The organism is Mesorhizobium sp. M0152 (assembly GCF_040322415.1).
GTDB lineage: Bacteria > Pseudomonadota > Alphaproteobacteria > Rhizobiales > Rhizobiaceae > Mesorhizobium.
This window is the reverse complement of record NZ_JAMYTH010000017.1, coordinates 37,128-63,693: the sequence shown is the minus strand read 5'-3', so window position 1 is coordinate 63,693 and position 26,566 is coordinate 37,128. Positions and strand designations below refer to the sequence as shown.

Genomic DNA, 26,566 nt, shown 5'->3' with positions numbered 1-26,566 from the left:
GACGGGACGCCTCTTTTTCAACACGGCGCAAAACGGCAAGCGCCGTCGCAAACAGCGCAAGGGTGGAAGCGCGGTTTCGCTAGTGATACACCTCGCGCGCCGGGGCCAGAACCAATGCCCGGCCGCTATTCGCGAGACCTTTTGGCGAGAGGCTGGGACGTTGAAGAAATATTCGGTATTCGCCATCGCCCGCGAGGCCATGCGCGGCCACAAGGGCTGGGAAGAGCAATGGTCCTCGCCTGAGCCGAAGAAGGAATACGACGTCATCATCGTCGGCGCCGGCGGCCACGGCCTGGCCACGGCCTATTATCTCGCCACGGTGCACGGCATCACCAATGTCGCGGTGCTGGAAAAGGGTTGGCTCGGCGGCGGCAATACCGGCCGCAACACCACCATTATCCGCTCCAACTATCTCTATGATGAAAGCGCCGGCATTTACGACCATGCGCTGAAGCTGTGGGATGGGCTCTCCCAGGAGCTCAACTACAACGTCATGTACTCGGCGCGCGGCGTCATGATGCTCGCCCACAATGTGCACGACATCCAGGTGCTGAAGCGCCATGTCCACGCCAACCGGCTGAACGGCATCGACAATGAATGGCTGTCGCCGGAGCAGGCCAAGGAATTCTGCCCGCCGCTCAACACCTCCAAAGACGCACGCTATCCAGTCGTCGGTGCCGCCTTGCAGCGCCGCGGCGGCACGGCGCGCCATGATGCGGTGGCCTGGGGCTACGCGCGCGGCGCCTCGGCGCGCGGCGTCCACATCATCCAGAACTGCGAGGTGACCGGGGTCAAGCGGGCGCCGAACGGCGCGGTGATCGGCGTCGACACGACGCGCGGGTTCATCGGCGCCAGGAAGGTCGGCGTCGTCGCTGCCGGCCATTCCTCGGTGATCATGAACATGGCCGGCGTGCGAATGCCGCTGGAGAGCTATCCGCTGCAGGCGCTGGTGTCGGAGCCGGTCAAGCCTGTCGTTCCCTGCGTGGTGATGTCGAACACGGTGCATGCCTATATCTCGCAGTCGGACAAGGGCGAACTGGTGATCGGCGCCGGCACCGACCAGTATGTCTCCTATTCGCAGACCGGCGGCCTGCACATATTGCAGCATACGCTGGACGCCATCTGCGAGATGTTCCCGATCTTCACGCGCATGAAGATGCTGCGCTCCTGGGGCGGCATCGTCGACGTCACGCCCGACCGCTCGCCGATCCTGGCCAAGACGCCGGTGCCCGGCCTCTACGTCAATTGCGGTTGGGGTACGGGCGGCTTCAAGGCGACGCCTGGTTCGGGCCATGTCTTTGCCCACACCATCGCCAGGGACGATCCGCATCCGATCAACGCACCCTTCACCATCGAACGCTTCCGCACCGGCCGCCTCATCGACGAGGCGGCGGCGGCGGCGGTGGCGCACTGATGATGGCTGAGATGGCTGTCGCGATGCCGCTGATCATGGCGGGGGAACAGGGCATGTTCCATATGCCGTCGCCGCAAGAGGTGCGGATGCAGCCGATCGAGCGCGCCGGCAACGAGGCCGGCTGGCCGTTTTCGGTCGACGAGGGAATGCTGGCCTGCGTCTGGAGCGCTGGCCAGAAGGTGGTGATGTTCTTCGAAGACCGGCCGGATGGGCTGGACGCGGAGGAGGACTTCGAACCGCGTGCGGTCATCGTCACGACGGACCCGCTGCAACTGACACTCGGCAACATGGCCGACCGGGACCTGTTTCGCGATGCCGCGAGCGTCGAGGAGCGCATGCGGCTCGTCGCCCCGTTCGTGACCATGGGCCAGAAGCTTTGCGACCAACCCGCCGGCGCCCGCGTCGGCCACGGCGAATTGTAGGAACGACACGATGCTTCTCATCCGCTGCCCCTATTGCGAGGAAGAGCGCCCGGAGCTCGAGTTCCGCAACGCCGGCGAGGCGCATATCGCGCGCTCGGCCAATATCGCTGGCGAGAGCGACGATGATTTCGAAAAGTTCTTCTTCATCCGCTCCAACCCCAAGGGCATCATCTATGAGCGCTGGCGGCACATGCATGGCTGCGCCCGTTTTTTCAACGCCGTGCGCGACACCGTCACCGACAAGTTCATCATGACCTACAAGGCCGGCGAGCCGAAGCCGTCGAAGCTGCCCAGAAACTCCAGCGAAGTGGTTGCCAAATGAGCGGCGCGTTCCGCATCCCCAGCGCCGGCCGCCTCAGACAGGCCAAGACCGCTCGGTTCAGCTTCGATGGCCAGTCCTACGTCGGCATCGAGGGTGACACGCTGGCTTCGGCGCTGCTCGCCAACGGCGTCCACCTTGTCGGCCGCTCGTTCAAGTACCACCGGCCGCGCGGCATACTGTCGGCGGGCGCCGAGGAACCGAACGCGCTGGTCGAGATCAAGCGTGACGCGGCCCGCAAGACGCCGAATGTTCGGGCGACAGTGCAGGAGCTTTATGACGGGCTTGCCGCACAGTCGCAGAACCGCTGGCCGTCGCTGTCCTTCGATGTCAGCGCCGTCAACGACATCGCCTCGCCGCTATTTTCGGCAGGCTTCTACTACAAGACCTTCATGTGGCCGAAGGCAGCCTGGAAAAGCCTCTACGAGCCGAAGATCCGCGCCGCGGCCGGCCTCGGCGTTTCCCCCGACAAGCCCGATCCCGACCATTATTCCTCGCGCTACGCGCATTGCGACGTGCTGGTGCTGGGTGGTGGCGCGGCCGGCATCGCAGCGGCGTTGGCGGCGGCTGAAACCGGCGCGCGCGTCATCCTCGCCGACGAGCAGGCCGACTTCGGCGGCAGCCTGCGTTTCGAAAGCGGCGCTCGGATCGACGGCCAGGGCGGTTTTGCCTGGGCGCAGGCGGCGGTGGCGAAGCTCGCCGCCATGGACAATGTCCGCGTGCTGCCGCGCACGACGGCTTTCGGTTATTACGCACAGAATTTCGTCGGGCTTGTCGAGCGTGTCAGCGACCATCTCTCGACCCCCGGCCACGAATTGCCGCGCGAGCGGCTGTGGCAGGTCAGGGCCAAGCGCGTGGTGCTGGCCTCCGGCGCCATCGAGCGCCACATGGTGTTCGCCGACAACGACCGGCCGGGCGTCATGCTCGCAGGGGCGGCGCGCACCTATCTCAACCATTACGGCGTCGCGGTCGGCAGGAATGTCGGCGTCTACACCGCCAATGATTCCGCCTACGCGGCGGCGATCGACCTGAAGAAGGCCGGCGTCAACGTCGCGGCGATCGTCGATCTGCGCGACAATCCGACCGGACCGGTGATCGACGAAGCGAGGGCGCTCGGCATCGAGATCAATTTCGGCCGCGCGGTGATCCGTGCCGGTGGCAAGTTGCGGGTGTCGTCGATGACCGTGCAGCCGAAGAACGGCGGCGGCGAGCGTACCATTCCTGTCGATGCGATCCTGATGTCGGCTGGCTGGACGCCGTCGGTGCATCTGTTCTCGCAATCGCGCGGCAAGGTCGCCTTCAACGACGAGACCAAGCGCTTCGTGCCGGGCACCTATGCGCAGGACTGCGTCTCGGTCGGCGCCTGCAACGGCACCGATGGACTCTCGGCAACAATCGACGAGGCCTATGCGGCGGGCGCCAAGGCGGCCAGGGAGGCCGGCGCGAAAACCGCCAAGGGCGCCAAGCCGAAGGTCGATGCCTCGGAGAGCTGGTCGCGCGGCATGCTGGGCGCGGCTCCCGGAGCCGGAGCGGACACGACGGTCAAGGCCTTCGTCGATTTCCAGAACGACGTCACGGCCAAGGATATCCGCCAGGCGGTGCATGAAGGCATGCGCTCGATTGAGCACGTCAAGCGCTTCACCACCAACGGCATGGCGACCGACCAGGGCAAGACCTCCAACATGCACGGCCTGGCGATTGCCGCCGAGACGCTGGGCAAGCCGATCCCGGAGGTTGGCCTGACCACGTTCCGGGCGCCTTATACGCCGGTCACCTTCGGCGCGATCGTCAGCCATGCGCGGGGTCCGCTGTTCGACCCGACACGCAAAACCGCGATCCATCCCTGGGCCGAGGCGCAAGGCGCCGTGTTCGAGGATGTCGGCCAGTGGAAGCGCGCCTGGTATTTCCCGAAGGCGGGCGAGGACATGCACGCGGCGGTCGACCGGGAATGCGTCGCCGTGCGCAACACGGCCGGCCTGTTCGATGCCTCGACACTGGGCAAGATCGAAGTGGTCGGGCCGGACGCGGCCAAGTTCATGGAATTGCTCTACACCAATCCGTGGGAGAAGCTGGAGCCCGGCCGCTGTCGCTATGGCATCATGCTGCGCGAGGACGGCTTCATCTACGATGACGGCGTCGTCGGCAGGCTGGCGCCGGACCGCTTCCATGTGACGACGACGACGGGCGGCGCGCCGCGCGTCATGAACCACATGGAGGATTATCTCCAGACCGAGTTCCCGCACCTCAATGTCTGGCTGACCTCGATCACCGAGCAATGGGCGGTCATCGCCGTGCAAGGTCCGAAATCCCGCGACATCATAGCGCCACTGGTCGAAGGCATCGACATGTCCGACGAGGCGCTGCCGCACATGTCTGTGCGCGAAGGCAAGATTTGCGGCGTGCCGACCAGGCTGTTCCGGATGTCGTTCACCGGCGAGCGCGGCTTCGAGGTCAACGTGCCGGCCGACTACGGCCAGGCCGTCTGGGAAGCGCTGTGGGCCGAAGGCCAGAAGCATGGTGCGGCCGCATACGGCACCGAGGCCATGCACGTGTTGCGCGCCGAAAAAGGCTACATCATCGTCGGCCAGGACACGGACGGCACGGTGACGCCGAACGATGCCGGCCTCGACTGGGCGGTCGGCAAGAAGAAGACCGACTTCGTCGGCATCAGGGGCCTGACGCGGCCGGACCTGGTCGCCAGTGGCCGCAAGCAGCTGGTCGGCCTCAAGACCAAGGACCCGAAGGTGGTGCTGGAGGAAGGCGCGCAGATCGTCGAGGATCCCAAACAAGCGATCCCCATGAAGATGATCGGCCATGTCACCTCGAGCTATTGGTCGCAGAATTGCGGCCGCTCGATTGCACTGGCGCTGGTCGCCGGCGGCCGCGACCGGATGGGTGACACGCTCTACGTGCCGATGCCGGACGGGGTGATCGAAGTGGAGGTTACCGGCATGGTGTTCTTCGACGAGACGGGAGGGCGCCTCAATGGCTAAGGCTGCCGCAAAGAAAGTGGCTTCGGCCGCATCGCCTTCGGTCGAGCGCCGTCCGGCGCTGGCCGGACGCGCGACCTCCGCCACCAGCGTCAAGGTCGAGGTGTTGCCACCGGCGGAGCGCATCTCGCTGCGCGCGCCGGAAGCTTCGGTTGCGGCATTGTCTAAGGCGCTCGGCCTGACCTTGCCGAAAAAGCCCAAAACTTCGGCATCAAAGGCAGGGCGCACTGCGCTGTGGCTCGGCCCCGACGAATGGCTTGTCATCGACGAGGCCGGAAACGACCCGCTCACTAATTGCGCGGAGGTTCCGGCCCTGCATTCGGCCGTCGGCGTCTCGCATCGCAATATCGCGATCTCGGTCACCGGTCCGGCGGCCGAAGCCGCGATCGCTTCAGGCTGCCCGCAGGACCTGTCGCTCGAAGTCTTTCCGGTCGGGGCCGCTTCGCGCACCATCCTCGGCAAGGCCGAGATCGTGCTGCTGCGCACCGCCGCCGATGCCTTCCGGGTCGAGTGCTGGCGTTCCTTCTCGGACTATGTTTTTACTTTCCTGTCCGAAGGGGCACGCGACGCGGCGGTCTGAACCCGGAACGTTTGCCGCCCGCGTCCGTTGTGCGGCAGCACGTCGAGGGAGAATGTTCGATGCCGTCAAAGTCAGCGCCGAAGCCGCCTCGGAAGACGGCAGCGAAAACCGCGGCTGTCCGCTCGTTCGAGCATGAGCGGCATCACGAGGCCGACGCCGAGGAGGAACTCGAGGAAGGTCTCGAGGATACGTTCCCGGCCAGCGATCCAGTGTCGATCACCGGAACGGCCATTCCTGGCGCGCCCGCCCGGCCCGGCAAGGCCAAGTCCGTCCCCGGGCGCAAGAGCCGAAAGCCCTGATTTCCCCAAGCTTCGGCTGAGCCGCATCTTCTCAAGGATGCTCGGAATGCGCTATTTAAAGCGCTTTGGGAGATGAAAAATGCCGACAAAAGCCGTCGTCTGGGGTGAGAACGTTCATGAGCAGACCAATGCCGCCGTGCGCGACCTCTATCCCAAGGGCATGCACGGCACCATTGCCGCCGCGCTCAACAAGGATAAGGGCATCGAGGCGACCACCGCCACCTTGCAGGAAGCCGAGCACGGCTTGAGCGAAAAGCGCCTGGCCGAGACCGATGTCCTTCTGTGGTGGGGGCACGCTGCCCATGGCGAGGTCAAGGACGAGATCGTCGAGCGCGTGCAGAAGCGGGTCTGGGAAGGCATGGGGCTGATCGTGCTCCACTCCGGCCATTATTCGAAGATATTCAAGCGGCTGATGGGCACGCCCTGTTCGCTGAAATGGCGCGAGGCGGGCGAGCGCGAGCGGGTCTGGGCGATCAACCGCGGCCATCCGATCGCGCAAGGCATCGGCGAATGCCTGGAGATCGGCGAGACCGAAATGTATGGCGAGCCATTCGCGGTGCCGGAGCCGCTGGAGACGGTGTTCGTCTCCTGGTACGAGGGCGGCGAAGTGTTCCGGTCCGGGCTGACTTATCAGCGCGGCGCCGGCAGGATCTTCTACTTCTCGCCCGGCCACGAGACCTACCCGATCTATCACAATGAGGGCGTGCAGCAGGTGCTGCGCAACGCCGTCCACTGGGCGCACAACCCGGCGCCTGCCTGGTCCGGCATCACCAACGCGCCGAACGTGCCGACGGACAAGGCCAAGGAGAAGATCGTACAGAAAGGCCTGCGCCTGCATGCCGATGGCGACAAGGGCCTTAGTTGATGTCGCATCGCCTGCTTCTGCTCGGCACCGGTGGCATTGCCGGGCATCACGTGGAAGAATTCGCTCAGGTCCCCGGCTGCAGCATCGTCGCTTGCGTCGATCAGGTGCCGGGCCGCGCGGCCACATTCGCCGCCGCCAACAGGATCGGCTATTTCTTCGAGAGCCTGGAGGCGGCGATCGCCTGGGGCCAGTTCGACGCCGCCATCAACGCGACGCCGGACGGCGTGCACAAGGCAACGACGCTGGCGCTGCTTGCCCAGGGAAAGCATGTCTTCTGCGAAAAGCCGCTGGCGCCGAACCACGCCGATGCACTCGACATGACCGAGGCCGCCGAGGCGGCCGGGGTCGTCAACATGGTCAACCTTACCTATCGCAACTCGCCGGCGATCCAGGAAGCGCGGCGCATGGTGCAGGCCGGCGAGATCGGCGAACTGCGCCATGTCGAGGCGAGCTACCGGCAGAGCTGGCTGGTCAGCAAATCCTGGGGCGACTGGCGGGTCGAGGACAAATGGCTGTGGCGTCTTTCGAGCAGGCATGGCTCGACAGGCGTGCTGGGCGATGTGGGCATCCACATCCTCGACTTCGCCACCTATGGCGCGGGCCAGGACATCGTCAGCCTGAATGCCGATCTGGTGACGTTTTCGAAGGCCGAGGGCGAACGCATAGGCGACTATTTTCTGGACGCCAATGACAGCGTGGCGATGACGGGGCGGCTAAGGTCCGGCGCGCTCGCCACGATCGTGGCGAGCCGCTACACGACCGGCCATGCCAACGATCTGTCGCTCGCGCTGCACGGCACCGGGGGCGCCATCAAAGTGGAAACCGACGGCAAGGCATCGAGCCTCTCTGCCTGTCTCGGCGCCGACATCGACCAGCAACGCTGGCGCACGCTGGTGCCGCCGGAGGTCAAGCGCAACGCCCGGCGTTTCGCCGATGCGCTCGATGCAGGGCTAAACGGCGATCCGTCCTTCCGGCGCGCCACCGAGATGCAGAAACTGATCGACGCGGCGTTCGAGAGCTCAGCGGCCAAGCTGTCGGTCTCGATCGGCTAGCGCGGTTCACCGTTTCGCGGAAGCGCCAAACCGCTCGATCTCTTTGTTTTTACGCAATTCCGGACGAAAGACTCTCAGAAACTCGGGCCGGTCCGTGCCTGCCGGAAGTGATTTCCCGCAATCTCAGAATGCGCTCGGCACGATCCAGGGATTGATGCTGATGCCGAGGCGCGGGCCCTTGCCTTCAGCGGTGTTTTCCGTGGAGCCCTTCTTCTCGACCGAGCCGGTCGAAGCGCAATCGAGCTTCACGTTGGTCCTGGTGTCGACGCAAGTCGCGGCCGGCACATGCTTGACCGGATGGGCGTTGTTGGCGGCGAAGGCCGAGCCCGAAAGTGCCAGCACGGCGGTAAGGGCGAGGAGTGTCTTTTTCATCGTCAGTCTCCGTTTTCGACGGGTGAATTTGTTCCGTACATGTACGTTATGTCGTACAGATACGCCCACCGATCGCGAAGTTCAAGCCGAAATCGTACGTGTACGGTAGATTTTTGTTAACCAAGAAATTCGCTCCCGGTTTGGCTCGGGACGGCGACGTGGAGGTTATGGAACGAACGGAGCTGGAACTCAGCAGTCGACCGGATTCTCGGTCAGCGGCGGCACGTTTTGGGTGCTGAGAGTGGCAAGCGTAAAATCGCACATGCGCTTCACGAACGCCTGCGGGTCGCCGAAGGGGTAGAATGGGAAGGTGATCAGCAGCGAGATCGTGCCGTGGCCGACAGCCCACAGCATGGTGGCGATGGCGCGCGGGTCGCCCTGCAATTTGCCGGCGGCAACGCAGGCCTCGACCCTGCTGATCAGCACTTTCATCGCCGGATTGCTCTCCTCCATGTCCTCGTAGCTCCGGCCTTCCGGCAGCTTGGTCTTTTCAGTCATGAAGACGGTGCGGTATTCGTTGGGATTGCCCAGTCCGAAGGCGGCATATTCGGTCATGACGGCCTGCAACGCCTCGATTGGGTCGTCGGACGGGTGCTCCTCGATACGGCGGGCAAGCGTCTCGAACGCATCCTCGGCCAGCGCGAACAGAATGTCCTGCTTGTCGGCGAAGTAGGAATAGACCGACATCGGCGCATAGCCGACCCGCTTGGCCAGCTTGCGGATGGTCAGGCCTTCATAGCCTTCTTCCTGGACAAGCTTGTGCGCGGCCTCGACCAGTTCGGAGCGCAGTTCGGCCTTTTGTTTTTCGCGGCGTTTCTGGACGCTCTGCGGCAAGATCTGGTGCTTTCGTCGGGTTGGTGCCTGGCTAAATTATATACGCTGTACGGAAACGGACAAGAGCGTGGCAGGTTCCCAAGCGGCAGGCACCGGATGACGCCGACGCTGCCATCCAAGGTGACCGTGTGGCCGGCATGAAGGAGCTGGTTGGGTCGGCGCGACGCCGAGGTCGCCGGCAGCATCCGTGATCAGCACCGTTGCTCCGTCAAAGCGACAATCCGTCTCCTTATCGATCCGCTTTGAGTCAATCAGTTTCGGTCGATCAGTTTCGCGCCGAGATGCGAAAGCAGCTTCACCGCCTCGCCGTAGGTCCTGGCCTTTTCGGGATTGGAGGCATTGCCGTCCAGCGCCCGCCTGTAGACGCCTTGGCAGATCGCCGCCAGCCGGAAGAAGGAGAAGGCGAGGAAGAAGGTCCAGTTGCCGATGCCGGTCAGACCGCGCCGGCGGCAATAGGCGGCGACATAGGCCTCCTCGGAGGGGAGACCGAGGGCGGAACGGTCGATGCCGCCCAGGCCGCGAAAAGGTGAGGCGTGCGGCAGGCGCCATTGCATGCACTGATAGGCGATGTCGGCGAAGGGATGGCCTGACGTCGACAGCTCCCAGTCGAGCACCGCCAGCACCTCTGGCCGGTCCGGTGCGAAGATCAGATTGTCGAGCCGGTAGTCGCCATGCACCAGCGAGACGCTGATATCATCGGCGGGCATGTGCGTTTCCAGCCAGGCGATCAGCCGGTCCATGTCAGCGACAGTGCCGGTTTCCGAGGCGCGATACTGGCCGGTCCAGCGCGCCAGCTGCCGCTCGAAATAATTGCCCGTCCTGCCGAAATCGCCGAGACCGATAGCCTCGAAATCGACATCGTGCAGGGCGGCGAGCGTCGCATTCATGGCATCGTAGATCGCGGCGCGTTCATCCTTGCCGGAAGCTTCCGGCAGCGCCGGATCCCAGAAGATGCGGCCGTCGACGAAACGCATGATATAGAACATGCGGCCGATCGGCGAAGCCTCCGCCGACAGATGCAGCATGTCGGGCACCGGCACGGCGGTGCCGGCAAGCGCGCTCATCACCCTGAACTCCCGGTCGACCTGATGCGCCGATTTCAGCAACTGGCCGGGCGGCTTGGCGCGAAGCACGTAGCGGCCGCTCGCCGCCAGGATGAGATAGGTCGGGTTCGATTGACCGGACTTGAATTTTTCGACGGAGAGAAGTCCGGAGAAACCGGGAATGTTCGCCTCGAGGTAAGGCGCGAGCGCCGCCTGGTCGAGAACGTTCGGGCCGTTCATGCGGTCTCGGGCTGGCGCTCGATCAGGGTCAGGGTGAGCCAGCGTGCGGTCAGCGCCGGCTTCTTCGAGTCCTCGATCTCGATCGTCACGTCATGCGCGGTCTGTACCCAACCCGACGGCCTGACCTTGACGTCGGCCAGCACGAAACGGGTGCGGATGCGCGCGCCGGTCTTCACCGGGGCCAGGAAGCGCAGCGAATCGAAGCCGTGATTGACGCCCATCTTGCCGTTTTCCAGCGGCGGCATGGTCTCGAAGGTCATCGCCGACAACAGCGACAGCGATAGGAAGCCATGCGCGATGGTGCCGCCGAACGGGGTTTCGCGCTTGGCCCGCTCGGGATCGCAGTGGATGAACTGGTGGTCGTCGGTGGCGTCGGCGAACTGGTCGATCATGCGTTGCGTGACCACCCGCCACGGCGACACGCCAACTTCCTTGCCGACATTGGCCAGAAGCACATCCAGGCTGATCGGTTCCACGCTCATGTCCTCCAGTTCACCCGGGCTTCTGCGGCCGGAAAATGTCATTCCTTGAACAAGGTCAATCCATGCTGCACCGACTGCCCGCCGTCGATCGGCAGGATGGCGCCGGTGACATAGCTGCCCGCACGGCTGCACAAATAGAGCGTTGCGCCGGCAATGTCATCCGGCGCGCCGATACGGCCGATCGGAACATGGCCGCCGACATGCCTGGCCTGCTCATCCGTACCGGTGGCGAACGCCGTCATCCTGCTCTGGAAGGGACCCGGCGCGAAGGCGTTGACGGTGATGCGGCGGGCGGCGAACTCCAGCGCCAGGGTGCGGGTCAGGTGGTGAACCGCGGCCTTCGAGGCGGTGTAGGAATAGGCGTCGTCGGCCAGCGGCTGCGTCCCCATCACCGAACCCAGATTGATCACCCGGGCCGGGTCGGCATCGGTGGCGGCGGCCTCGAGCAGCGGCAGCAATTCGCGTGTCAGATGGAAGACCGCGGTGACGTTGACGCCGAACACCTTGGCCCAGGCATGGTAGGGGAAGCTCTCCAGGGGCGCGCCCCAGGACACGCCGGCATTGTTGATCAGGATATGCAGTCTGTCGGTCCGGGCCGTGACTTCGGCGACGAGTGCGGCGATGCCGGCCTCGCTGGAAACATCGCCGGCGAAGCCCTCGGCGCGGCCTGAGGCGCCAAGCGCGTTCAGTTCGCCGGCAACCTTGATGCAGTCGTCGCCCTTGCGCGAGGCGATCATCACGCCGGCGCCGGCCCTGACCAGCGCGGTTGCCGCCATGCGGCCGATGCCGGTCGCCGCGCCCGTCACCAGCGCGGTCTTGCCGGCCACCGAAAACAGCTCGTCCAGATAGGCCATCGCAATCCTCCGTGTCTGCCCCGGCGTGCCAGCAAACGGTTCGCGTTGACAAGGCTATCCGAAGTACGGTCATCCTTGCCACGGGTAAAGTGCCGGGCCTGCATGAAGGGTTAGCGACCGATGACGGAGATGAATCTCGGTATGACCGAGCGGCTGAAGCCGATCCATGCGCGCGTCGCCGCCATGGTGCGCGACGAGATCATGCCTCTCGACAAGGAATTTCTGGGTGAAGTCGGCAAGGAGGGCGACCGCTGGGTCCATACGGCGCGCCAGAGCGAAATCCTCGAAGAACTGAAGAAGACCGCACGGGAGCGCGGCCTGTGGAACTTCTGGCTCACCGGCTCGGAGCGCGGCTACGGCCTTTCCACCGTCGAATACGCGTATCTGGCCGAGGAGATGGGCAAGGCGTATCTCGGCGCTGAAACCTTCAACTGCTCGGCGCCCGACACCGGCAATATGGAGGTGCTGGAGCGCTATGGCTCGGCCGAGCACAAGAAGGCCTGGCTGGAGCCGCTGCTCGACGGAAAAATCCGCTCGGCCTATCTGATGACCGAGCCGGATGTCGCCTCCTCCGACGCCACCAATATTGCCATGCGCTGCCAGCGGCGGGGTGGCGACTATGTGCTCGATGGCGAGAAATGGTGGGCGTCCGGCGCCGGTGATCCGCGCTGTGCAATCTACATCGTCATGGTGCGGACCGGCGGCGACGAGGAGCCGCGGCATCGCCGCCACTCGATGATCCTTGTGCCGTCCGATACAAATGGCGTCACCAAGGTGCGGGCCATGCAGGTCTATGGCGATGACGACGCGCCGCACGGCCACATGCACCTTCGCTTCGACAATGTACGTGTCCCAGCATCGAACCTGATTCTCGGCGAGGGCAGGGGGTTCGAGATCGCGCAAGGGCGGCTCGGGCCAGGCCGCATCCATCACTGCATGCGCGCCATCGGCCAGGCCGAGATGGCGCTGGAGATGCTGTGCCAGCGTTCCATCCGCCGCGAGGCCTTCGGCCAGCCCCTGGCAAAGCTCGGCGCCAATTTCGACATCATCGCGGAGTGCCGCATGGAGATCGAGATGGCGCGGCTGCTCTGCCTTAAGGCGGCGTGGATGATAGACCAGGGCGATGCGCGCGCCGCTGCCCCATGGATCAGCCAGATCAAGGTCATCGCGCCGCGTGTTGCCCTCAAGGTGACCGACGAAGCGGTGCAGATGTTCGGCGCCCAGGGGATCAGCCAGGACACGCCGCTCGCCCGCTCATGGACGCATCTTCGCACGCTGCGCCTTGCCGACGGGCCGGATGCCGTGCACCGGCGGCAGGTGGCGCGGACGGAATTGAGGAAATACACGCAAGAAAAGGTCTGAGCCGCTGGCCGGCCGCGTTGCGGGCTTGCCGACCGCAAGCAAGGAGCCCCTGATGACGATCCCCTCCCAAATGAAGGCGCTGCTGCTTGTCGGCGATGGCTATGCCAGGACGCCGAGCGGCAGCGTGCTGGAGGCGATGGAGCCCTATGTCGAGGCGGGCAGCATCGCGGTGCCGACGCCTGGACCGACACAGGTGCTGATCAAGGTCAGCCTGGCTTCGATCAATCCGTCCGACGTCGCCTTCATCAAGGGCCAGTACGGCCAGCCGCGGGCCAAGGGCCAGCCGGCCGGCTTCGAGGGCGTCGGCACCGTCGTGGCCGGCGGCGACGAGCCCTCTCCAAAAAGCCTGGCCGGCAAGCGCGTCGCCTTCGCCACCGGCCTCAGCAACTGGGGTTCGTGGGCGCAATATGCCGTCGCCGAAGCAGCGGCCTGCATCCCGCTGCTCGACACCGTGCGCGACGAGGACGGAGCGGCCATGATCGTCAATCCGCTCACCGCGATCGCCATGTTCGACATCGTCAGGCAAGAGGGGCAGAAGGCCTTCATCATGACTGCCGGCGCCAGCCAGCTCAGCAAGCTGACTATCGGCCTCGCCAACGAAGCTGGCTTTCGGCCGATCGTCACCGTGCGTCGCGACGACCAGATCGCATCGTTGAAGGCGCTTGGCGCGACGCATGTGCTCAATGAAAAGGCGCCGGATTTCACGGCGACGCTGCGCCAGGTGATAAAGGCCGAACAGCCGCGCATCTTCCTCGACGCAGTGACCGGGCCGCTGGCCTCCGCCATCTTCGACGTCATGCCGAAGCGTTCGCGCTGGATCATCTACGGGCGGCTCGATCCCGGGACGACAATCATCCGCGAACCGGGCCAGCTGATCTTTCAGCATAAGCTTATCGAAGGGTTCTGGCTGAGCGAGTGGATGCGCCAGTTCCGCGACCGCCGCGGACCGGCGATCCTGGAGGCGCAGAAGCGGTTTTCCGATGGGCGCTGGTCGACCGAAGTGACGGCGGTCGTGCCGCTCGCCGAGGCGATGGCGCGGGTGCCGGCGGAACTGGCCAAGCCTAACGGCAAGATGTTCATTCGGCCCTAGCATCGTTTGAAAAAGCTCGAAACGTGGGGCTTTCAAGAACTCTTGATGGTCGGTAAAAAGGTGAGTGCCACGCGGCCCGCCTGGGTCGTGTGAACGATATCCGCGGTTTTCAGCCTCTATGCCACGCCGCTTTCCGTGATATGCCGCCGCCATCGAAATGCGGGACGGCGCAGGCAAGGGTCTGGTCCGAGTGGTATGGGGTGCCTTGATGACGATTTCCAAGCCGGTTTTCGACCGTTTGGGGTTCAGCCTGTGGGTCGGAGCGTTCCTGGTCGTTCTTGCGCTGGTCCTTTGGTCGCCCGACACGCGCACAGTGTTGCAGGCCTACCGAAATGGCAGCATGGATTTTCTGGCCGGCCGGCCGCTCTACGACGTCCAGGCCGAGATGGGTTATCTCTATGCGCCGGCCTTTGCCGCGCTCTATATCCCGCTGTTGAAACTGGGACCTCATCTGGGCGGGCTGATATGGCATATCCTCGGCTTCGCGGTGCTGACCTTCGCCGCGATACGGCAGGTGCGCAAGCTCGGCGGCGGGGAATTGACCTGGCTGCTCTCCTTCGGCCTTTTCCTCGCATTGCCGATGGCGCTCGGCGCGATCCGCAATGGCCAGGCGACGATCCTCTTGACCGGCGCCTGCTGGCTGCTCACCTTATCGGCGCTCGAGGGGCGGCGCGCCGAGACGTTTTTCTGGGCCTCGCTCGCCGTCATCGCCAAGCCCACCGCGATCATCATGCTGCTCCTGGCGGGGGCACTGCGGCCCCGGCTGATACCAGTGCTGGTGCTGGCGATACTGTTCGTTCTCGCGCTGCCTTACGCTTTCGCTCCCGCCGACTATCTCGACGACCAATATCGTGATTTCGCCCACATGCTGACTTCGATGGCGGTCGACAACACCAGCCACTTTGTCCCCACCGATTTCACCGCGCCCTTCACCAGAATAGGGTTGGCCATTCCGGAGTCCGGCGCCACGGCGATACGCGTCATCATCGCCATGTTGACGCTTTCCGCGGTCCTCTGGTTCGACCGCAAGCTCGAAAGCGGGACGGCGGGGCTGGCCATCTTCCTGGCGGCTTCTTTCTACATGTGCGTTTTCAACCCCCGGGTCGAGCCCAACACCTACGCCATGATCGCCGTGCCCGCCGGGCTCGCCATCGCCCTGTTGTGGCGCGAGGAGCAAGGCGGCATCCTGGCCTCGGTGCTGTCCATTTCGCTGTTCCTGACCGGCCTGACCGGCATCGACCGCCACATGCATGATTTCTTCTATCCCTGGTTCCGGCCGATCGCGGTCATTTTCATCGCCTGTTCCCTGATATGGTGGTTCTGGGCCAAGGCACGGGAAAAGGTGGCGAATGCCGGATCTGTCACAAATGGCTGAATCGCGGCCCACCCTCGACATCGTCGCGCCGTTTCTCAACGAGGCGCAACTAGCATCGGCATTCGCCGGGCTGCTGGACGAACTCGAGGCGACCGTGGCGCAGCGCTTCGGCATGGCCGTTCACAAGATCCTGGTCGATGACGGTAGCCGCGACGACGGTGCCGAACGGTTTTCGCAGGCGCTGTCCGGGTCCTGGGAGATCGTCCGCCTCAGCCGCAATTTCGGCAAGGAGGTCGCAGTGCTTGCCGGCCTCGACCAGTCGCGCGGCGACATGGTGCTGATCATGGACGCCGACCTCCAGCATTCGATGGATATCAGCCTGAAGATGGTCGCAGAGCTGGTGGAAAGTCCTGATATCGACGTCGTCTACGCGCAGAACGACCGGCGCGAGGCGAGCTGGCGGCGCAGCCAGCTGGCGCGGCTTTTCTACGGCCTGATCAACAGCAGCCAGCGTTTCGACATTCCCGAAAATGCCGGCGATTTTCGTGTCATGCGCGGCGCGGTCGCGCGCGCGCTGACCAGCTTGCGCGACAAGCGGCGCTTCAACAAGGGCCTGTTCGCCTGGGCCGGGTTTCGCCAGAAGGCCATACCCTATTCGCCGGAGAGCCGCGCCAGCGGCACGTCGAAATGGAGCCGGCTCAACCTGATCGCTTTTTCGCTGGAAGGGTTTACGTCCTTCTCGGTCATCCCGCTGCGTCTCATCAGCCTCAGCGGACTGCTTGCGGCATTGGCGGGTGCCGCCTACGGCGCCAAGGTATTCTTCGAGGTGCTGTTCTACGGCGTTGCCGTTCCCGGCTATCCCAGCCTCCTGGTCGCCATCGTGCTGCTCGGCGGCCTCAACCTGACCCTGCTTGGCCTGATCGGCGAATATGTCTGGGTGTCGCTCAGCGAGAGCAAGGACCGACCGGTCTATATCGTGCGCGATGTCGTGCGCAGCGACGGTCCAGACGGGCCGCGGCCAGGCGCCTCCCGCGGATGACGCGGCGCATCCGCCTGATCGCCGACGATTATGGCCTGGCGCCCGGCGTCTCCGCCGCGATCCTGGACCTGCTCCATCGTGGCCGCCTGACGGGCACCAGCTGCATGACCGGCTTTCCAGAATGGGCCGGGGAGGCTCCGCGCATAAAGCCGCTGTGCGGCCGCGCCGCGGTCGGGCTGCACCTCACCTTGACGGACCAGCCAGCGATCACCGGCCGGTCGAGCCTGGCGCCCGAAGGCCGGTTGCCGCCGCTTCGCTCGCTGGCATTGCCTGTCCTGCGCAACCGCATCGGCGATGGCGATATCCATGCCGAGCTCGACGCCCAGTACAGCCGCTTCGTCGAGGCGCTCGGTCAACAACCTGACTTCATCGACGGGCACCAGCACGTGCATTTTCTGCCCGTCGTGCGGGCATGGCTGCGCATGCGTTTTTCCGAAGCTGCGGGCAGGCCGGCACTGCGCGGCGCTCCGGCGTTCGGCAATGCCGCCGCGGTGCCGAAAGTCGCGGCGATCGCCGCCCTGGCGGCCGGTTTCGACCGCTCGATGCAGAGCGCCGGCTTCAGTGTTTTCAAGCCGCTCGCCGGCATCTATGACTGGCGGCAGCCAGAGCGATTTGCTCCGGCTCTCAAGGCCGCCATCGAGGCGCTGCCGGAACAGGGGCTGTTCATGTGCCACCCCGGCCATGTCGACGAGACGCTGCGTGCACGAGACCCGATGCAGAGCGTGCGCGAGACCGAATTCGCGATCCTCGCATCGGACGCGTTCGGCGCGAGCCTGGTCCAAGCCGGTGCCGAGGTCATGGAGAGCAAGGGATGAGCAGCACCGACCGCCCCCGGCGTTCGACCGGCACCAAGATCGTCCGCTTTGCCATTGTCGGGCTGGTGAACACGGCCATCGACCTTGCCGGCTTTTACGTGCTGCTCAAGCTGCATGTCCCGCCGCTGCCCGCCAACGTCACCTCCTGGTTCATCGCCGTCATCTTCTCCTTCGTGGCGAACGGCTTCTGGTCGTTCGAGCGCGACCCAGCCATCCGGCTGCGCGATGCCTTCCTTCGCTTCGCCTCGCTTGGCGCGCTGATTTCGCTCGGCGTCTCCAGCCTGTCGATCGCGCTATTCGCCGGCATCGCCGGTGTGTGGCCGGCAAAGATCGGCGGTGTCGTGGTGGCGGCGGTGCTGAATTTCCTCGCCGCGCGCTGGTCGATCGAAGGCAGGTTGTTGAAATAGGCGGCGATCTTTATCTGCGAATTTCCGGACGGAAAACCGCAACACACTTTCCTGGAATTCCCTACTCGGCCGGTTCCACATTGGTGTAGGCGGCTTGCTCGAGCTCGCGCTTCAGCCGTGCTTCCTCATGCGTCTTCGGCGTGACGAAGCGGCCGAGCAGGAGATAGGCGACCGGCGTCAGGAACAGCGTCGAGATGGTCGCGAGCCCCAATCCGCCGACGATCACCCAGCCGAGCGCCACGCGCGCCTCGGCGCCGGCGCCCGCCGCCAGTACCAGCGGCACGCCGCCAAGTATGGTGCAGATCATCGTCATCATCACCGGCCGCAAGCGGATGGTCGAGGCCTGCTCGATCGCCTCGCGCACGCCAAGCCCGCGATCGCGCAGCTGGTTGGCGAATTCGACGATGAGGATGCCGTTCTTGGCCATGACGCCGACCAGCAGCACCAGGCCGATCTGGCTGTAGGCGTTGAGGCTGGTGCCGGAGAGCAGCAGTGCGAAGATAGCGCAGGCGAGGCCAAGCGGCACCGTCGCCATGATGATGACGGCGCTGACGAAACTTTCGAACTGGGCAGCCAGCACCAGGAGGATGATGACCAGCGCGAAGCCGAAGATGGTGACCATGGCGCTGTTGGTTTCGCCCAGCGTCGCGGCCTCGGCCAAGGGCAGGATGCGGCTGCCTGGAGGCAGCAGCGGCGTGGCGATTTCCTCGGCACGGGTCAGCGCATCGCCAAGCGCGAAATTGCCGCCGAGGTTGGAGGTGATCGCCACCGACGGCTGCTGCTGTTCGCGCGACAGCGACGGCGGCACGGCACGTTCGGTCAGCGTGGCGATGGTCGACATCGGCACGAAGCGGCCGTCAGCCGTCTTCAGGAAGATGTTTTCCAGATCGGTCGGATCGTTGATCGGATTGGTGGTCGAGACCAGTTTCACGCCATAGCTGCGGTCGGCGATGTAGACGTCGACGACGTCGTTGCCGTCGAGCATGGCCTGCAATGTGTTTGCCAGTCCGGTGATGTCGATGCCGAGGTCGGAGGCGCGCTCGCGGTCGATGGCCACCGCCAGCTGCGGCTGTGTCGGGTCGATCGACAGGCGCGGCGTCTGGAACCGCGGGTCCTTCTGCATCTCGGCGATGATCTTCACCGCCGCGTCGCCGAGCGCCTTTCGGTCGTTGCCGACCAACGCGAATTGCAGGCCGTTGCCGGCGCCGCGGATGCCGAGACTGTTGGGCTGCACCGGGAAGATGCGCACGCTCGGCACCTGCCGGCTCAGCTGGCTGATCTCGGCCATGATCTCCTGCTGGCTGCGGCTGCGCTCGTTCCACGGCGCCAGCGTCATCACCATGAAACCCGAATTGTAGGAGCCGTTCTGGCCGGCATTCTCGAAAGTGCTGCGGATCTCGCCGGAATCGCGCATCGGCTGGATCAGTCTCTCGATCTTCTGCATCTGCTGCGTCGTGTAATCGAGACTGACGCCTTGTGGCGCGTTGATGCGCAACAGCACGGCCGCGCGGTCCTCGGTCGGCGTCAGCTCCTGGCGGATGCCGCCGAACAGGGAAAAGGCCGTGCCGGCAAACAGCACCGCGACCAGAACCACGATCCACGGAGCGTCGAGGCAGGCGTGCAGGCCGCGCCTGTAGCCGGCGTTCAATGCGCCGCCGATGCGACCGCCGATGCCATGGCCGCCTTCGTGATGCAGCGATGCGCTGGTCAGCATGCGCGAGGCGAGCATGGGACAAAGCGTCAGCGCCACCACGCAGGACAAGAGCACCGACATGGCAAGCACGAAGCCGAATTCGCGGAACAGGCCGCCGGTCTGGCCGGGCAGGAACGAGATCGGCACGAAGACGGCGACCAGCGTCAGCGTCGTGGCAACGACGGCGAAGAACACTTCCTGCGCGCCGAGCACGGCCGCCGCGCGGGGGCCCATGCCTTCATTGCGTCGCCGCACGATATTTTCCAGGACGACGATGGCGTCGTCGACGACGAGTCCCGTCGCCAGCACCAGGGCAAGCAGCGTCAGGATGTTGACGGAGAAACCGGCGAGGTAGATCGCGGCGATGGTGCCGATCATGGCGACCGGCATCGACAGCCCCGGGATCAGTGTCGCGCGCCAGTCGAGCAGGAAGACGTAGATGACGATCAGCACCATGGTCACCGACAGGCCGAGCGCGATCTCGACCTCGTGAACGGCGCCATTGACGAAGACGGCGTCGTCGCTGGTGATCTTGATCGACATGCCCTTGGGCAGGTTCTCCTGCAGCTTGGCGACGGCAGCCTGGACGCCGGTCGAAATGTCGAGCGTGTTCGATTCCGCCTGGCGGATGATGCCGATGCCGATGCCGGTCTTGCCATCGGAGCGCAGCGTGGTCTGGCCGACATCGGGGCCAAGCGTGACTGTGGCGACGTCGCGGATGCGCGTGGCGCCGCCGATGATGATGTTCTCGAATTCCGCGGGCGTCGTCACATCGGCTGTCGTGCGGACGATCAGGTCCTGATTGGTGGTGGTGATCGAGCCGGCCGGGGAATCGAAGGCGACGGAGGCAAGGGCGGCACGAAGGTCTGCAACCGTGAAGCCGAGGCTGGCGAGCTTGTTCTGGTCGACATCGATGCGGAAGATCTTGTCGCGGTCGCCATAGACCTGGACGTCGGCGACGCCGGGCACGGCGGCCAGTTCGTCCTCGATCTGGTCCTGGACCACCACGGTCATGTCCTGGATCGACATGTTGTCCGACGTCACCGCAAGCCGCATCACCGGATCGGAATTGGCGTCGGCCTTGACGATGCGCGGCGGATCGGCGGTGTCAGGCATCTGGTTGGCGACGCGGCCGACGGCGTCGCGCACGTCGGATGCGGCGACGTTGAGATCGACGCCGTCGTTGAACTCGATGGTGACGCGGCTCGAGCCGAAGGACGAGGAAGAGGAAATCGACTTGACGCCGGAGACGCGGGCGACCGCGGCCTCGATGGTGTCGGTCAACTCGCGGTCGACGGTTTCGGATGCCGCCCCCTCGAAGGTGGTGGAAACGGTGACGACGGCACGATCGACGTCGGGCAATTCGCGGACTTCCACGCCATAGAAGGCGGCGAGGCCAGCGACGGCGATCAGCGTGTTCAGAACGAAGGCCATTACCGGCCTGCGGATGAACAGCGCCGTGAAACCTGTATCGCTGGCGGATTTGACGGTTCCAGTCATGAGCCCGCAGCGGCGTCCGCGGCGCGCTGCTCCTGGCCGGCGATGCGAACGTCGCCGCCTTCGCTGACGCTCTGTGTGCCTTCGGTGACCACCATGTCGCCGCTGTCGAGATCGGCGTCGATCAGCACGGTCTCGGTGTTGCGCTGGATGATGCGCACCGGCACCCGTTTGGCCTTGCCGTCTTCCACGGCCCAGACATAGGCGCCGTCCGAACCCCACAGGATCGCCAGCGGGCTGACGGCCGGATAGGTCTCGCCGGGGAATTTCATCATAATGCCGAACGACATGCCGGCGCGCAGCGAATCGGCCGGGTTGGCGATCTTGGCCTTGACCAGCAAGGTGCGGCTCTTCTCGTCGATATGGTTGTCGATGGCCGAAACGGTGCCGGTATAGGCGTTGCTCGGATTGGCGATCGGCGTCGCCGTCAGTTGCGCACCGATCTTGACGGCGGCGGCGAAACGCTCGGGCACCAGGAAATCGACCAGGATCGAGGACCGGTCGTCGAGCGTGGCGACCGCGGATTGATTGGTCACGTAGTTGCCGGCCGAGATTGGCAGGATGCCGACGGTGCCGGCGATCGGCGCCAGGATAGACCGGCGCTGCAGCGCAAGTTCTGCATCCTGGAGCGCCAGCTTGGCGCCTGCCAGCACCACTTCGGCGTCGGCCACGGCGACCGGCGTCGCGGCGTTGGAAGCGCGCAGCGACCTGACGCGGTCGAGCTTGGCTTGCGCATCCTGCAGGGCGAGCTTGGCCCGTTCCTGGGCGATCATTTCGGTCTCGGAATCGAGTGTCGCGATGATCTGCCCCTTGTCGACATGGCTGCCGGATTCGACCAGCAGTTCGGCAAGGCGGCCGGAACTGTAAGGATTGACGGTCACAGAGGCGTTGGCGCGGCCGGTGCCGATCGCCTGGAGACGGTCGTTGATGGTCGCCGAAGTGGCAGCGAGGGCGACCACATTCACCCGCTGGGCGCCGTTGCGGCTACCGGCCTGCCTCGCGCCGGAGGCACCGGTTTCAACCGGGGGCGTCGCGGCATAAGCCCAGTCTATGCCCCAGCGCGCCAGCACTTCGGGAGCGCCGGGGAAAAAGCGCAGCCAAGCGGCTGCCGCCATCACCAGCACCACAGTCGCAAAAACTATCTGTTTCCAGGCGGCCATCGGCACTCCGGTTGGCTAAAACGATCCTTCCGTCCACCGGTTTCCCGAAATGAAGCAGACGCAGCGAGGCTATTGTAAGGCAAGAAGCCGCGCCGATATCGCGTCTTTATGACGAGTCTCAGGTGTCCGCGCACATTAAATCTGCGTAACATTCGAGATTTGGCGCGGCTTGTTCCTGTGTGTTGCTATCCCAGCTGACGGCCATGAGTGCGAGCCCGCCGATCATTCACAATGCCTTCCTCATCCGCAACAGTGGCACGCCCACCCCGCCTCTGTTGTCGACGACTTCTTCAACCGCTTCAAAGCCGCAGGCCCGATAGAGCGGTTCGCCGGCCATGGTCGCCATAAGCTCGACACTTGTGAAGCCCTCGCTGCGGGCGGCGTCCTCGCACAGAGTGAGGATCAGACGCCCCACGCCTCGGCGGGTGAAACTGGGATGCGTATACATGGCACGCACGCGCGCAGCGTCTTTCGTCGGGTCGAGCAGCGCTGCATCGCGCCCGGGGGAACGGTCGCCGCCGTAGAGGGTTGCGCGCCGACTCCACCCGCCGCAACCGGCCAAGATGCCATTTTGCTCCACAATGAAATATGTTCCATCATCAACGAGTTGCGTATCGAGCCCCATGATTGCTCGGCTCGAAGCGATCTGCTCCTCCGTGAGGAACGGCCTTTGAAGGTCGCCGATGGCTGCATTCATCAGTACAGCCAGCGCCGGCATATCGGCACGTGTCGCCAATCGATGGTGTAGGCTGATGCTCGGCATTCTCGGGCAGGTCCAATGCAACCCGCTTTGAACTTAGCACAAGATGTTCACAAAGGCGAAAAAGCCTAAGGCATGGCCGAGGTTGAAGCTTCGCCCTTCGCGGCGGCCTGACACCCAGCCCAGCTAGAGTCCGGATACTAAACTCGCCTGAACAAACCTTCATTCTTGAAACAAGGAGGTCCACTTTCCGCCCATCTCAGCTCTTGGCGGCAGCGCGTCGACCGATTTTTCGACCCCTAGCGCAGGTCTTCCATTTCGCGGATACGGCGGGCGCCCTCTGCTTCCAGTTGCCTGGTCACGGCGCCGATCAGCGTTTCGGCGACGACGAAAAGCGCGGCCGAGGAATCCCACGCCGACGGCACCGCGGTCCGGCCGGCGATGACATGGCGGGCAAAGCGGGCGATCGGCGACAGCCACTGGTCCGTGAACAGCACGATCTGGACGCCGCGCTGATGCGCCTTCTCGGCAAAGCGTACGAGGCTGTCCTGGTAGCGCCTGATGTCGAAGATCACCAGCACGTCGCGCTTGCCCATGTCGATCAGCCTGTCGCGCCACATGCTTTCCTGCCCGGCGAGGTGAAACACATCGGACTGGATGACGGCGAGGTGAGCGGCCATGTAGCGCGCCAGCGGATCGGTGAAACGGCCGCCGATCAGGAAGGTCTTGCCGCGCCGGTCGGCGAGCCTAGCCGCGATGTCGGCGAGCTGCTTGTCGGACAGGTGTCTGAACGTCTCGCGCATATTGGCGAGCGTCGCTTCCAGCATCGGCGACACCGTGCCGCCGCCGGGCGAGGGCGGGTTCAGCGTCCTTATCGCCGGCGACTGCAACTGCGCCGCCAGTTCGTCCTGCAGGCTCGACTGGAATTCCGGATAGTTCTGGAAGCCGAGCCGGGCAACGAAGCGCAGGATGGTCGGCGAGGAGACGCCGGCCGCGGCCGAGAATTCGGCAACCGTCTTCAGGCCGATCATCGGATAGAAGGCGATGAGCGTCTGGGCCGCGCGCCGCTCGCCGGCCGGCATCGTGCCGATGCGGTCGGCAATTAATTCCGCAATGCTGGAAATCATCTTATCCCCACCCCTGGCTTGGCCCACGGTCTTTTCCGAAATCGCATTTGACAAAGCCTGACAAACTGTATGAAATCATCCACAGGGACGCAATGAAACAAAATACGTAACATACGATACAGCGCTCCCAGGGGACGACAGGACTATGGAGACAGCGCGGCCCGCCAGCCATGCAGCGTCGGATACCGTCGGGGTAACGAACCCGCTGGGATCGAGCCCGTTCGTGCTGACTTGCGATCACGCTTCCAACTTCCTGCCAGCCGAATTCGGCACGCTCGGCCTTGCCGCCGAGGACCTGTCCCGCCATATCGCCTGGGATCCCGGCGCGCTGCCGGTCGCGCGGCGCATGGCGCAAGCGCTCGATGCGACGCTGATCGAAACCCGCATTTCGCGCCTCGTCGTCGACTGCAACCGGCCGCTCGACGCACCCGACCTTGTGCCGCCGGTTAGCGAAACCACTGTCATACCGGGCAATACCGGCCTGTCGGACGAGCAGCGGGCGGCGCGCGTCGCGCTGTCATGGCAGCCGTTTCATGCCACCGTCGAGCGCATCGTCGACGACAGGCTGGCGCGCGGACAGGAGACCCATCTGGTTTCCGTGCATTCCTTCACGCCCGTCTACAAGGGCCGCAACCGGCCCTGGCACATCGGCATCATCCATGACGACGATCGCCGGCTGGCATCACCGCTGATAGCGGCGCTCAGGCGGCTTGCCAGCGTCACCGTCGGCGTCAACGAGCCCTATTCGCCTGCCGACCGGGTCTATTTCACGCTGGAACGCCATGCGCGCTCGCGCGGGCTTCCCTGTGCGATGATCGAAATCCGCAACGACGAAGTCTCCGGCGAGGCCGGGCAGCGGAAATGGGCGGATCTGCTCACGGGCATTTTTTCGGATCTGGAACCAGAGGAGGCCACGCGGCCCAGATCGCATTCAGTCAGGAAGTCAGTCCAATCGGCCAGCTGAAAATCAACAGGGGACACCAAAATGGCAGCACCGGGTTATACAGACGTTGACAAGAAGGAGGACCTCAAGGTTCTCCACGGAATGGGCTATGCCCAGGAACTGTCGCGAAGCATGAGCCGCTTCTCGAATTTCGCGATCTCATTCTCGATCATCTGCATTCTATCGGGCGGCATCAATTCCTTCGCGCAGGCGACGTCGTCGATCGGCGGCGCGGGCGCGGGTATCGGCTGGATCGTCGGCTGCGCCGTTTCGGGATTTTTCGCTCTCGCCATGGCACAGATCGCCTCGGCGTTCCCAACCGCCGGCGGCCTCTATCACTGGTCGTCGATCCTCGGAAACCGCTTCACCGGCTGGCTTACCGCCTGGCTCAATCTGCTCGGTCTGATCACCGTGCTTGGCGCGATCAACATCGGTACCGCCTTCTTCTTCGTCGGGACTTTCGGCGCGGCTTTCGGCATCACCGGGACGCCGGGTGAAATCGTCGGTTTCGTCACCTTCATCACCGTCCTCCAGGCACTGCTCAATCACTTCGGCATCAAGCTCACGGCCATGCTGACGGACGCTTCGGGCTTCCTCATCCTGGGCGCCACGGCGGTTCTGATCGTAGCTTGCCTGGTGTTCGCGCCCGCGATCGACATCACGCGGCTATGGACGTTCACCAACTATTCGGGCGATGCTGGCGGCGGCGTTTTTCCGCAGACCGATTCCATGAGCTACCTCTTCCTGCTCTGCCTGCTCCTGCCGGTCTACACCATCACCGGCTACGACGCGTCGGCGCACACGTCGGAAGAAACGGTCAAGGCAGCGCATTCCGTTCCGCGGGCGATCGTTTCGTCGGTGCTCTGGTCCTCGCTGATCGGCTGGGTAATGCTATGCGCGATCGTCCTGGCCATTCCGGACCTGGCGGCCGGCGCCAAGCAGGGCTGGAGCGTCTTCTTCTTGACCATGGATGCAATCCTGCCGGTCTGGCTGAAAGAGCTGCTCTACCTGGCAATCCTGCTCTCGCAGTTCCTCTGTGGTCTCGCCACGGTGACATCGGCATCGCGTATGTTGTTTGCCTTCTCCCGCGACGGCGGCATGCCCGTCGGATCGGCCGGGCTCGCCAAGGTCAGCCCAACGTGGCGCACGCCAGTCAACGCAATCTGGACCGCCGCGATCCTGGAGATCATCTACGTCTTTCTCGCCCAGTTCGTCTCCATCGGCGGCACCAACATCTACACCATCGTCGTCAACTCGACGCTGGTCTTCCTGTTCCTTTCGTTCATCATTCCGATCGTCCTCGGCATGATGACCTTCGGAACGGCGAAATGGCCGAAGCCGGGTCCATGGAATCTCGGTGCCGGCCTGTTCAGGCTGTTCTGCGCCCTTTCGGTCGTCGGCATGGTGATCATCTTCTACATCGCCATTCAGCCGCCGAACGACAAGGTGCTTTACATCACCTTAGGCTTCATCGTGCTGACAGCCGTGCTCTGGTTCGGTTTCGAAAACCGCCGTTTCCGTGGCCCGCCAATCGGCGATCAGATCGCCAAGCGCCAGGCTGCCATCGCGGCCGCCGAATTGGCAGTCGGCGAGACCGGTCACTGACATCGACCTTCATGACCATGGCCGGCATTGTGCCGGCCATGGTTCGT

Annotated in this window: 25 protein-coding genes; 16 read left to right on the top strand and 9 right to left on the bottom strand. The window is 64.5% G+C overall.

The genetic code is table 11. The features are described from left to right. The first annotated feature begins 160 nt into the window (after window positions 1-160). From NKJ26_RS18210 to NKJ26_RS18175, 8 genes are all read left to right on the top strand, one after another. Window positions 161-1,414, top strand: a complete 1,254-nt coding sequence (locus tag NKJ26_RS18210) for a sarcosine oxidase subunit beta (protein WP_352602169.1) — start codon at window positions 161-163, stop codon at window positions 1,412-1,414. Then, the gene (locus NKJ26_RS18205) at window positions 1,414-1,836 is read left to right on the top strand and encodes a hypothetical protein (RefSeq protein WP_352696400.1); all 423 of its coding nucleotides are present in this window, start codon (window positions 1,414-1,416) and stop codon (window positions 1,834-1,836) included. The genes NKJ26_RS18210 and NKJ26_RS18205 overlap by 1 nt, the downstream gene beginning before the upstream one ends. A gap of 10 nt (window positions 1,837-1,846) precedes the next feature. Then, a complete protein-coding gene (locus NKJ26_RS18200) occupies window positions 1,847-2,158 on the top strand; it encodes a sarcosine oxidase subunit delta (protein WP_352602165.1) in 312 nt (103 codons plus the stop codon). Then, window positions 2,155-5,148, top strand: coding sequence for a sarcosine oxidase subunit alpha (locus tag NKJ26_RS18195; protein ID WP_352696399.1), 2,994 nt, complete (start codon window positions 2,155-2,157; stop codon window positions 5,146-5,148). The genes NKJ26_RS18200 and NKJ26_RS18195 overlap by 4 nt, the downstream gene beginning before the upstream one ends. Further along, window positions 5,141-5,725 carry a sarcosine oxidase subunit gamma gene (locus NKJ26_RS18190; RefSeq protein WP_352696398.1) on the top strand — a complete coding sequence of 195 codons (585 nt, stop codon included), beginning with the start codon at window positions 5,141-5,143 and terminating at the stop codon, window positions 5,723-5,725. The genes NKJ26_RS18195 and NKJ26_RS18190 overlap by 8 nt, the downstream gene beginning before the upstream one ends. Window positions 5,726-5,784: 59 nt before the next feature. Beyond that, the gene (locus NKJ26_RS18185) at window positions 5,785-6,024 is read left to right on the top strand and encodes a hypothetical protein (protein WP_352696397.1); all 240 of its coding nucleotides are present in this window, start codon (window positions 5,785-5,787) and stop codon (window positions 6,022-6,024) included. 79 nt (window positions 6,025-6,103) lie between these two features. Then, entirely contained in the window at window positions 6,104-6,889 is a 786-nt protein-coding gene (locus tag NKJ26_RS18180; protein ID WP_352696396.1) for a ThuA domain-containing protein, read from the top strand. Further along, entirely contained in the window at window positions 6,889-7,941 is a 1,053-nt protein-coding gene (locus tag NKJ26_RS18175; protein WP_352696395.1) for a Gfo/Idh/MocA family protein, read from the top strand. The genes NKJ26_RS18180 and NKJ26_RS18175 overlap by 1 nt, the downstream gene beginning before the upstream one ends. Window positions 7,942-8,064: 123 nt before the next feature. On the opposite strand, the gene NKJ26_RS18170 is transcribed toward NKJ26_RS18175, so the two are convergent. From NKJ26_RS18170 to NKJ26_RS18150, 5 genes are all read right to left on the bottom strand, one after another. Next, complete coding sequence (locus NKJ26_RS18170) at window positions 8,065-8,313, bottom strand: DUF680 domain-containing protein (protein ID WP_352696394.1); 249 nt, start codon at window positions 8,311-8,313, stop codon at window positions 8,065-8,067. Between the two features lie 189 nt (window positions 8,314-8,502). Then, window positions 8,503-9,147, bottom strand: coding sequence for a TetR/AcrR family transcriptional regulator (locus tag NKJ26_RS18165; RefSeq protein WP_027024107.1), 645 nt, complete (start codon window positions 9,145-9,147; stop codon window positions 8,503-8,505). A gap of 251 nt (window positions 9,148-9,398) precedes the next feature. Continuing rightward, the gene (locus NKJ26_RS18160) at window positions 9,399-10,430 is read right to left on the bottom strand and encodes a phosphotransferase (protein ID WP_352602151.1); all 1,032 of its coding nucleotides are present in this window, start codon (window positions 10,428-10,430) and stop codon (window positions 9,399-9,401) included. After that, on the bottom strand, window positions 10,427-10,912 hold the full coding sequence (locus NKJ26_RS18155; protein WP_352696393.1) for a MaoC family dehydratase: 486 nt from the start codon (window positions 10,910-10,912) through the stop codon (window positions 10,427-10,429). The genes NKJ26_RS18160 and NKJ26_RS18155 overlap by 4 nt, the downstream gene beginning before the upstream one ends. A 38-nt stretch (window positions 10,913-10,950) precedes the next feature. Continuing rightward, window positions 10,951-11,766 (bottom strand): SDR family oxidoreductase, encoded by an 816-nt coding sequence (locus tag NKJ26_RS18150; protein WP_352696392.1) that lies wholly within the window; start codon window positions 11,764-11,766, stop codon window positions 10,951-10,953. 120 nt (window positions 11,767-11,886) lie between these two features. Between NKJ26_RS18150 and NKJ26_RS18145 the strand changes: the two genes are divergently transcribed. The 6 genes from NKJ26_RS18145 (at window position 11,887) to NKJ26_RS18120 (ending at window position 17,794) form a co-directional block, all read left to right on the top strand. Then, on the top strand, window positions 11,887-13,128 hold the full coding sequence (locus tag NKJ26_RS18145; protein WP_352696391.1) for an acyl-CoA dehydrogenase family protein: 1,242 nt from the start codon (window positions 11,887-11,889) through the stop codon (window positions 13,126-13,128). A gap of 52 nt (window positions 13,129-13,180) precedes the next feature. Beyond that, on the top strand, window positions 13,181-14,218 hold the full coding sequence (locus tag NKJ26_RS18140) for an alcohol dehydrogenase catalytic domain-containing protein (RefSeq protein ID WP_352696390.1): 1,038 nt from the start codon (window positions 13,181-13,183) through the stop codon (window positions 14,216-14,218). Window positions 14,219-14,426: 208 nt separating this feature from the next. Then, a complete protein-coding gene (locus NKJ26_RS18135) occupies window positions 14,427-15,593 on the top strand; it encodes a glycosyltransferase family 87 protein (RefSeq protein ID WP_352696389.1) in 1,167 nt (388 codons plus the stop codon). Then, window positions 15,586-16,572 (top strand): glycosyltransferase family 2 protein, encoded by a 987-nt coding sequence (locus NKJ26_RS18130; RefSeq protein WP_352602141.1) that lies wholly within the window; start codon window positions 15,586-15,588, stop codon window positions 16,570-16,572. The genes NKJ26_RS18135 and NKJ26_RS18130 overlap by 8 nt, the downstream gene beginning before the upstream one ends. Next, window positions 16,569-17,387, top strand: a complete 819-nt coding sequence (locus NKJ26_RS18125; RefSeq protein WP_352696388.1) for a ChbG/HpnK family deacetylase — start codon at window positions 16,569-16,571, stop codon at window positions 17,385-17,387. The genes NKJ26_RS18130 and NKJ26_RS18125 overlap by 4 nt, the downstream gene beginning before the upstream one ends. Continuing rightward, a complete protein-coding gene (locus NKJ26_RS18120; protein WP_352696387.1) occupies window positions 17,384-17,794 on the top strand; it encodes a GtrA family protein in 411 nt (136 codons plus the stop codon). The genes NKJ26_RS18125 and NKJ26_RS18120 overlap by 4 nt, the downstream gene beginning before the upstream one ends. A 61-nt stretch (window positions 17,795-17,855) precedes the next feature. Here the strand turns inward: NKJ26_RS18120 and NKJ26_RS18115 are convergent, their stop codons facing one another. The 4 genes from NKJ26_RS18115 to NKJ26_RS18100 form a co-directional block, all read right to left on the bottom strand. After that, window positions 17,856-20,987, bottom strand: a complete 3,132-nt coding sequence (locus NKJ26_RS18115; protein WP_352696386.1) for an efflux RND transporter permease subunit — start codon at window positions 20,985-20,987, stop codon at window positions 17,856-17,858. Then, window positions 20,984-22,144, bottom strand: a complete 1,161-nt coding sequence (locus tag NKJ26_RS18110) for an efflux RND transporter periplasmic adaptor subunit (RefSeq protein ID WP_352696385.1) — start codon at window positions 22,142-22,144, stop codon at window positions 20,984-20,986. Before NKJ26_RS18110 ends, NKJ26_RS18115 begins: the two co-directional genes overlap by 4 nt. A gap of 226 nt (window positions 22,145-22,370) precedes the next feature. Continuing rightward, entirely contained in the window at window positions 22,371-22,907 is a 537-nt protein-coding gene (locus NKJ26_RS18105; protein ID WP_352696384.1) for a GNAT family N-acetyltransferase, read from the bottom strand. A gap of 236 nt (window positions 22,908-23,143) precedes the next feature. Beyond that, window positions 23,144-23,971, bottom strand: coding sequence for a MurR/RpiR family transcriptional regulator (locus NKJ26_RS18100; protein ID WP_352696383.1), 828 nt, complete (start codon window positions 23,969-23,971; stop codon window positions 23,144-23,146). Window positions 23,972-24,116: 145 nt separating this feature from the next. Between NKJ26_RS18100 and NKJ26_RS18095 the strand changes: the two genes are divergently transcribed. Continuing rightward, complete coding sequence (locus tag NKJ26_RS18095; protein ID WP_352696382.1) at window positions 24,117-24,935, top strand: N-formylglutamate amidohydrolase; 819 nt, start codon at window positions 24,117-24,119, stop codon at window positions 24,933-24,935. Window positions 24,936-24,956: 21 nt separating this feature from the next. Beyond that, window positions 24,957-26,519 (top strand): amino acid permease, encoded by a 1,563-nt coding sequence (locus NKJ26_RS18090; protein WP_352696381.1) that lies wholly within the window; start codon window positions 24,957-24,959, stop codon window positions 26,517-26,519. Window positions 26,520-26,566 lie beyond the last annotated feature (47 nt).

Excerpts from the sequence above, each read along its gene's own strand:
- NKJ26_RS18205 (WP_352696400.1), top strand. The coding sequence starts at position 1,414 with ATGATGGCTGAGATGGCTGTCGCGATGCCGCTGATCATGGCGGGGGAA.
- NKJ26_RS18200 (WP_352602165.1), top strand. The coding sequence starts at position 1,847 with ATGCTTCTCATCCGCTGCCCCTATTGCGAGGAAGAGCGCCCGGAGCTC.
- NKJ26_RS18195 (WP_352696399.1), top strand. The coding sequence starts at position 2,155 with ATGAGCGGCGCGTTCCGCATCCCCAGCGCCGGCCGCCTCAGACAGGCC.
- NKJ26_RS18190 (WP_352696398.1), top strand. The coding sequence starts at position 5,141 with ATGGCTAAGGCTGCCGCAAAGAAAGTGGCTTCGGCCGCATCGCCTTCG.
- NKJ26_RS18185 (WP_352696397.1), top strand. The coding sequence starts at position 5,785 with ATGCCGTCAAAGTCAGCGCCGAAGCCGCCTCGGAAGACGGCAGCGAAA.
- NKJ26_RS18180 (WP_352696396.1), top strand. The coding sequence starts at position 6,104 with ATGCCGACAAAAGCCGTCGTCTGGGGTGAGAACGTTCATGAGCAGACC.
- NKJ26_RS18175 (WP_352696395.1), top strand. The coding sequence starts at position 6,889 with ATGTCGCATCGCCTGCTTCTGCTCGGCACCGGTGGCATTGCCGGGCAT.
- NKJ26_RS18170 (WP_352696394.1), bottom strand. The coding sequence starts at position 8,313 with ATGAAAAAGACACTCCTCGCCCTTACCGCCGTGCTGGCACTTTCGGGC.
- NKJ26_RS18160 (WP_352602151.1), bottom strand. The coding sequence starts at position 10,430 with ATGAACGGCCCGAACGTTCTCGACCAGGCGGCGCTCGCGCCTTACCTC.
- NKJ26_RS18155 (WP_352696393.1), bottom strand. The coding sequence starts at position 10,912 with ATGAGCGTGGAACCGATCAGCCTGGATGTGCTTCTGGCCAATGTCGGC.
- NKJ26_RS18150 (WP_352696392.1), bottom strand. The coding sequence starts at position 11,766 with ATGGCCTATCTGGACGAGCTGTTTTCGGTGGCCGGCAAGACCGCGCTG.
- NKJ26_RS18145 (WP_352696391.1), top strand. The coding sequence starts at position 11,887 with ATGACGGAGATGAATCTCGGTATGACCGAGCGGCTGAAGCCGATCCAT.
- NKJ26_RS18140 (WP_352696390.1), top strand. The coding sequence starts at position 13,181 with ATGACGATCCCCTCCCAAATGAAGGCGCTGCTGCTTGTCGGCGATGGC.
- NKJ26_RS18135 (WP_352696389.1), top strand. The coding sequence starts at position 14,427 with ATGACGATTTCCAAGCCGGTTTTCGACCGTTTGGGGTTCAGCCTGTGG.
- NKJ26_RS18130 (WP_352602141.1), top strand. The coding sequence starts at position 15,586 with ATGGCTGAATCGCGGCCCACCCTCGACATCGTCGCGCCGTTTCTCAAC.
- NKJ26_RS18125 (WP_352696388.1), top strand. The coding sequence starts at position 16,569 with ATGACGCGGCGCATCCGCCTGATCGCCGACGATTATGGCCTGGCGCCC.
- NKJ26_RS18120 (WP_352696387.1), top strand. The coding sequence starts at position 17,384 with ATGAGCAGCACCGACCGCCCCCGGCGTTCGACCGGCACCAAGATCGTC.
- NKJ26_RS18115 (WP_352696386.1), bottom strand. The coding sequence starts at position 20,987 with ATGACTGGAACCGTCAAATCCGCCAGCGATACAGGTTTCACGGCGCTG.
- NKJ26_RS18110 (WP_352696385.1), bottom strand. The coding sequence starts at position 22,144 with ATGGCCGCCTGGAAACAGATAGTTTTTGCGACTGTGGTGCTGGTGATG.
- NKJ26_RS18105 (WP_352696384.1), bottom strand. The coding sequence starts at position 22,907 with ATGCCGAGCATCAGCCTACACCATCGATTGGCGACACGTGCCGATATG.
- NKJ26_RS18100 (WP_352696383.1), bottom strand. The coding sequence starts at position 23,971 with ATGATTTCCAGCATTGCGGAATTAATTGCCGACCGCATCGGCACGATG.
- NKJ26_RS18095 (WP_352696382.1), top strand. The coding sequence starts at position 24,117 with ATGGAGACAGCGCGGCCCGCCAGCCATGCAGCGTCGGATACCGTCGGG.
- NKJ26_RS18090 (WP_352696381.1), top strand. The coding sequence starts at position 24,957 with ATGGCAGCACCGGGTTATACAGACGTTGACAAGAAGGAGGACCTCAAG.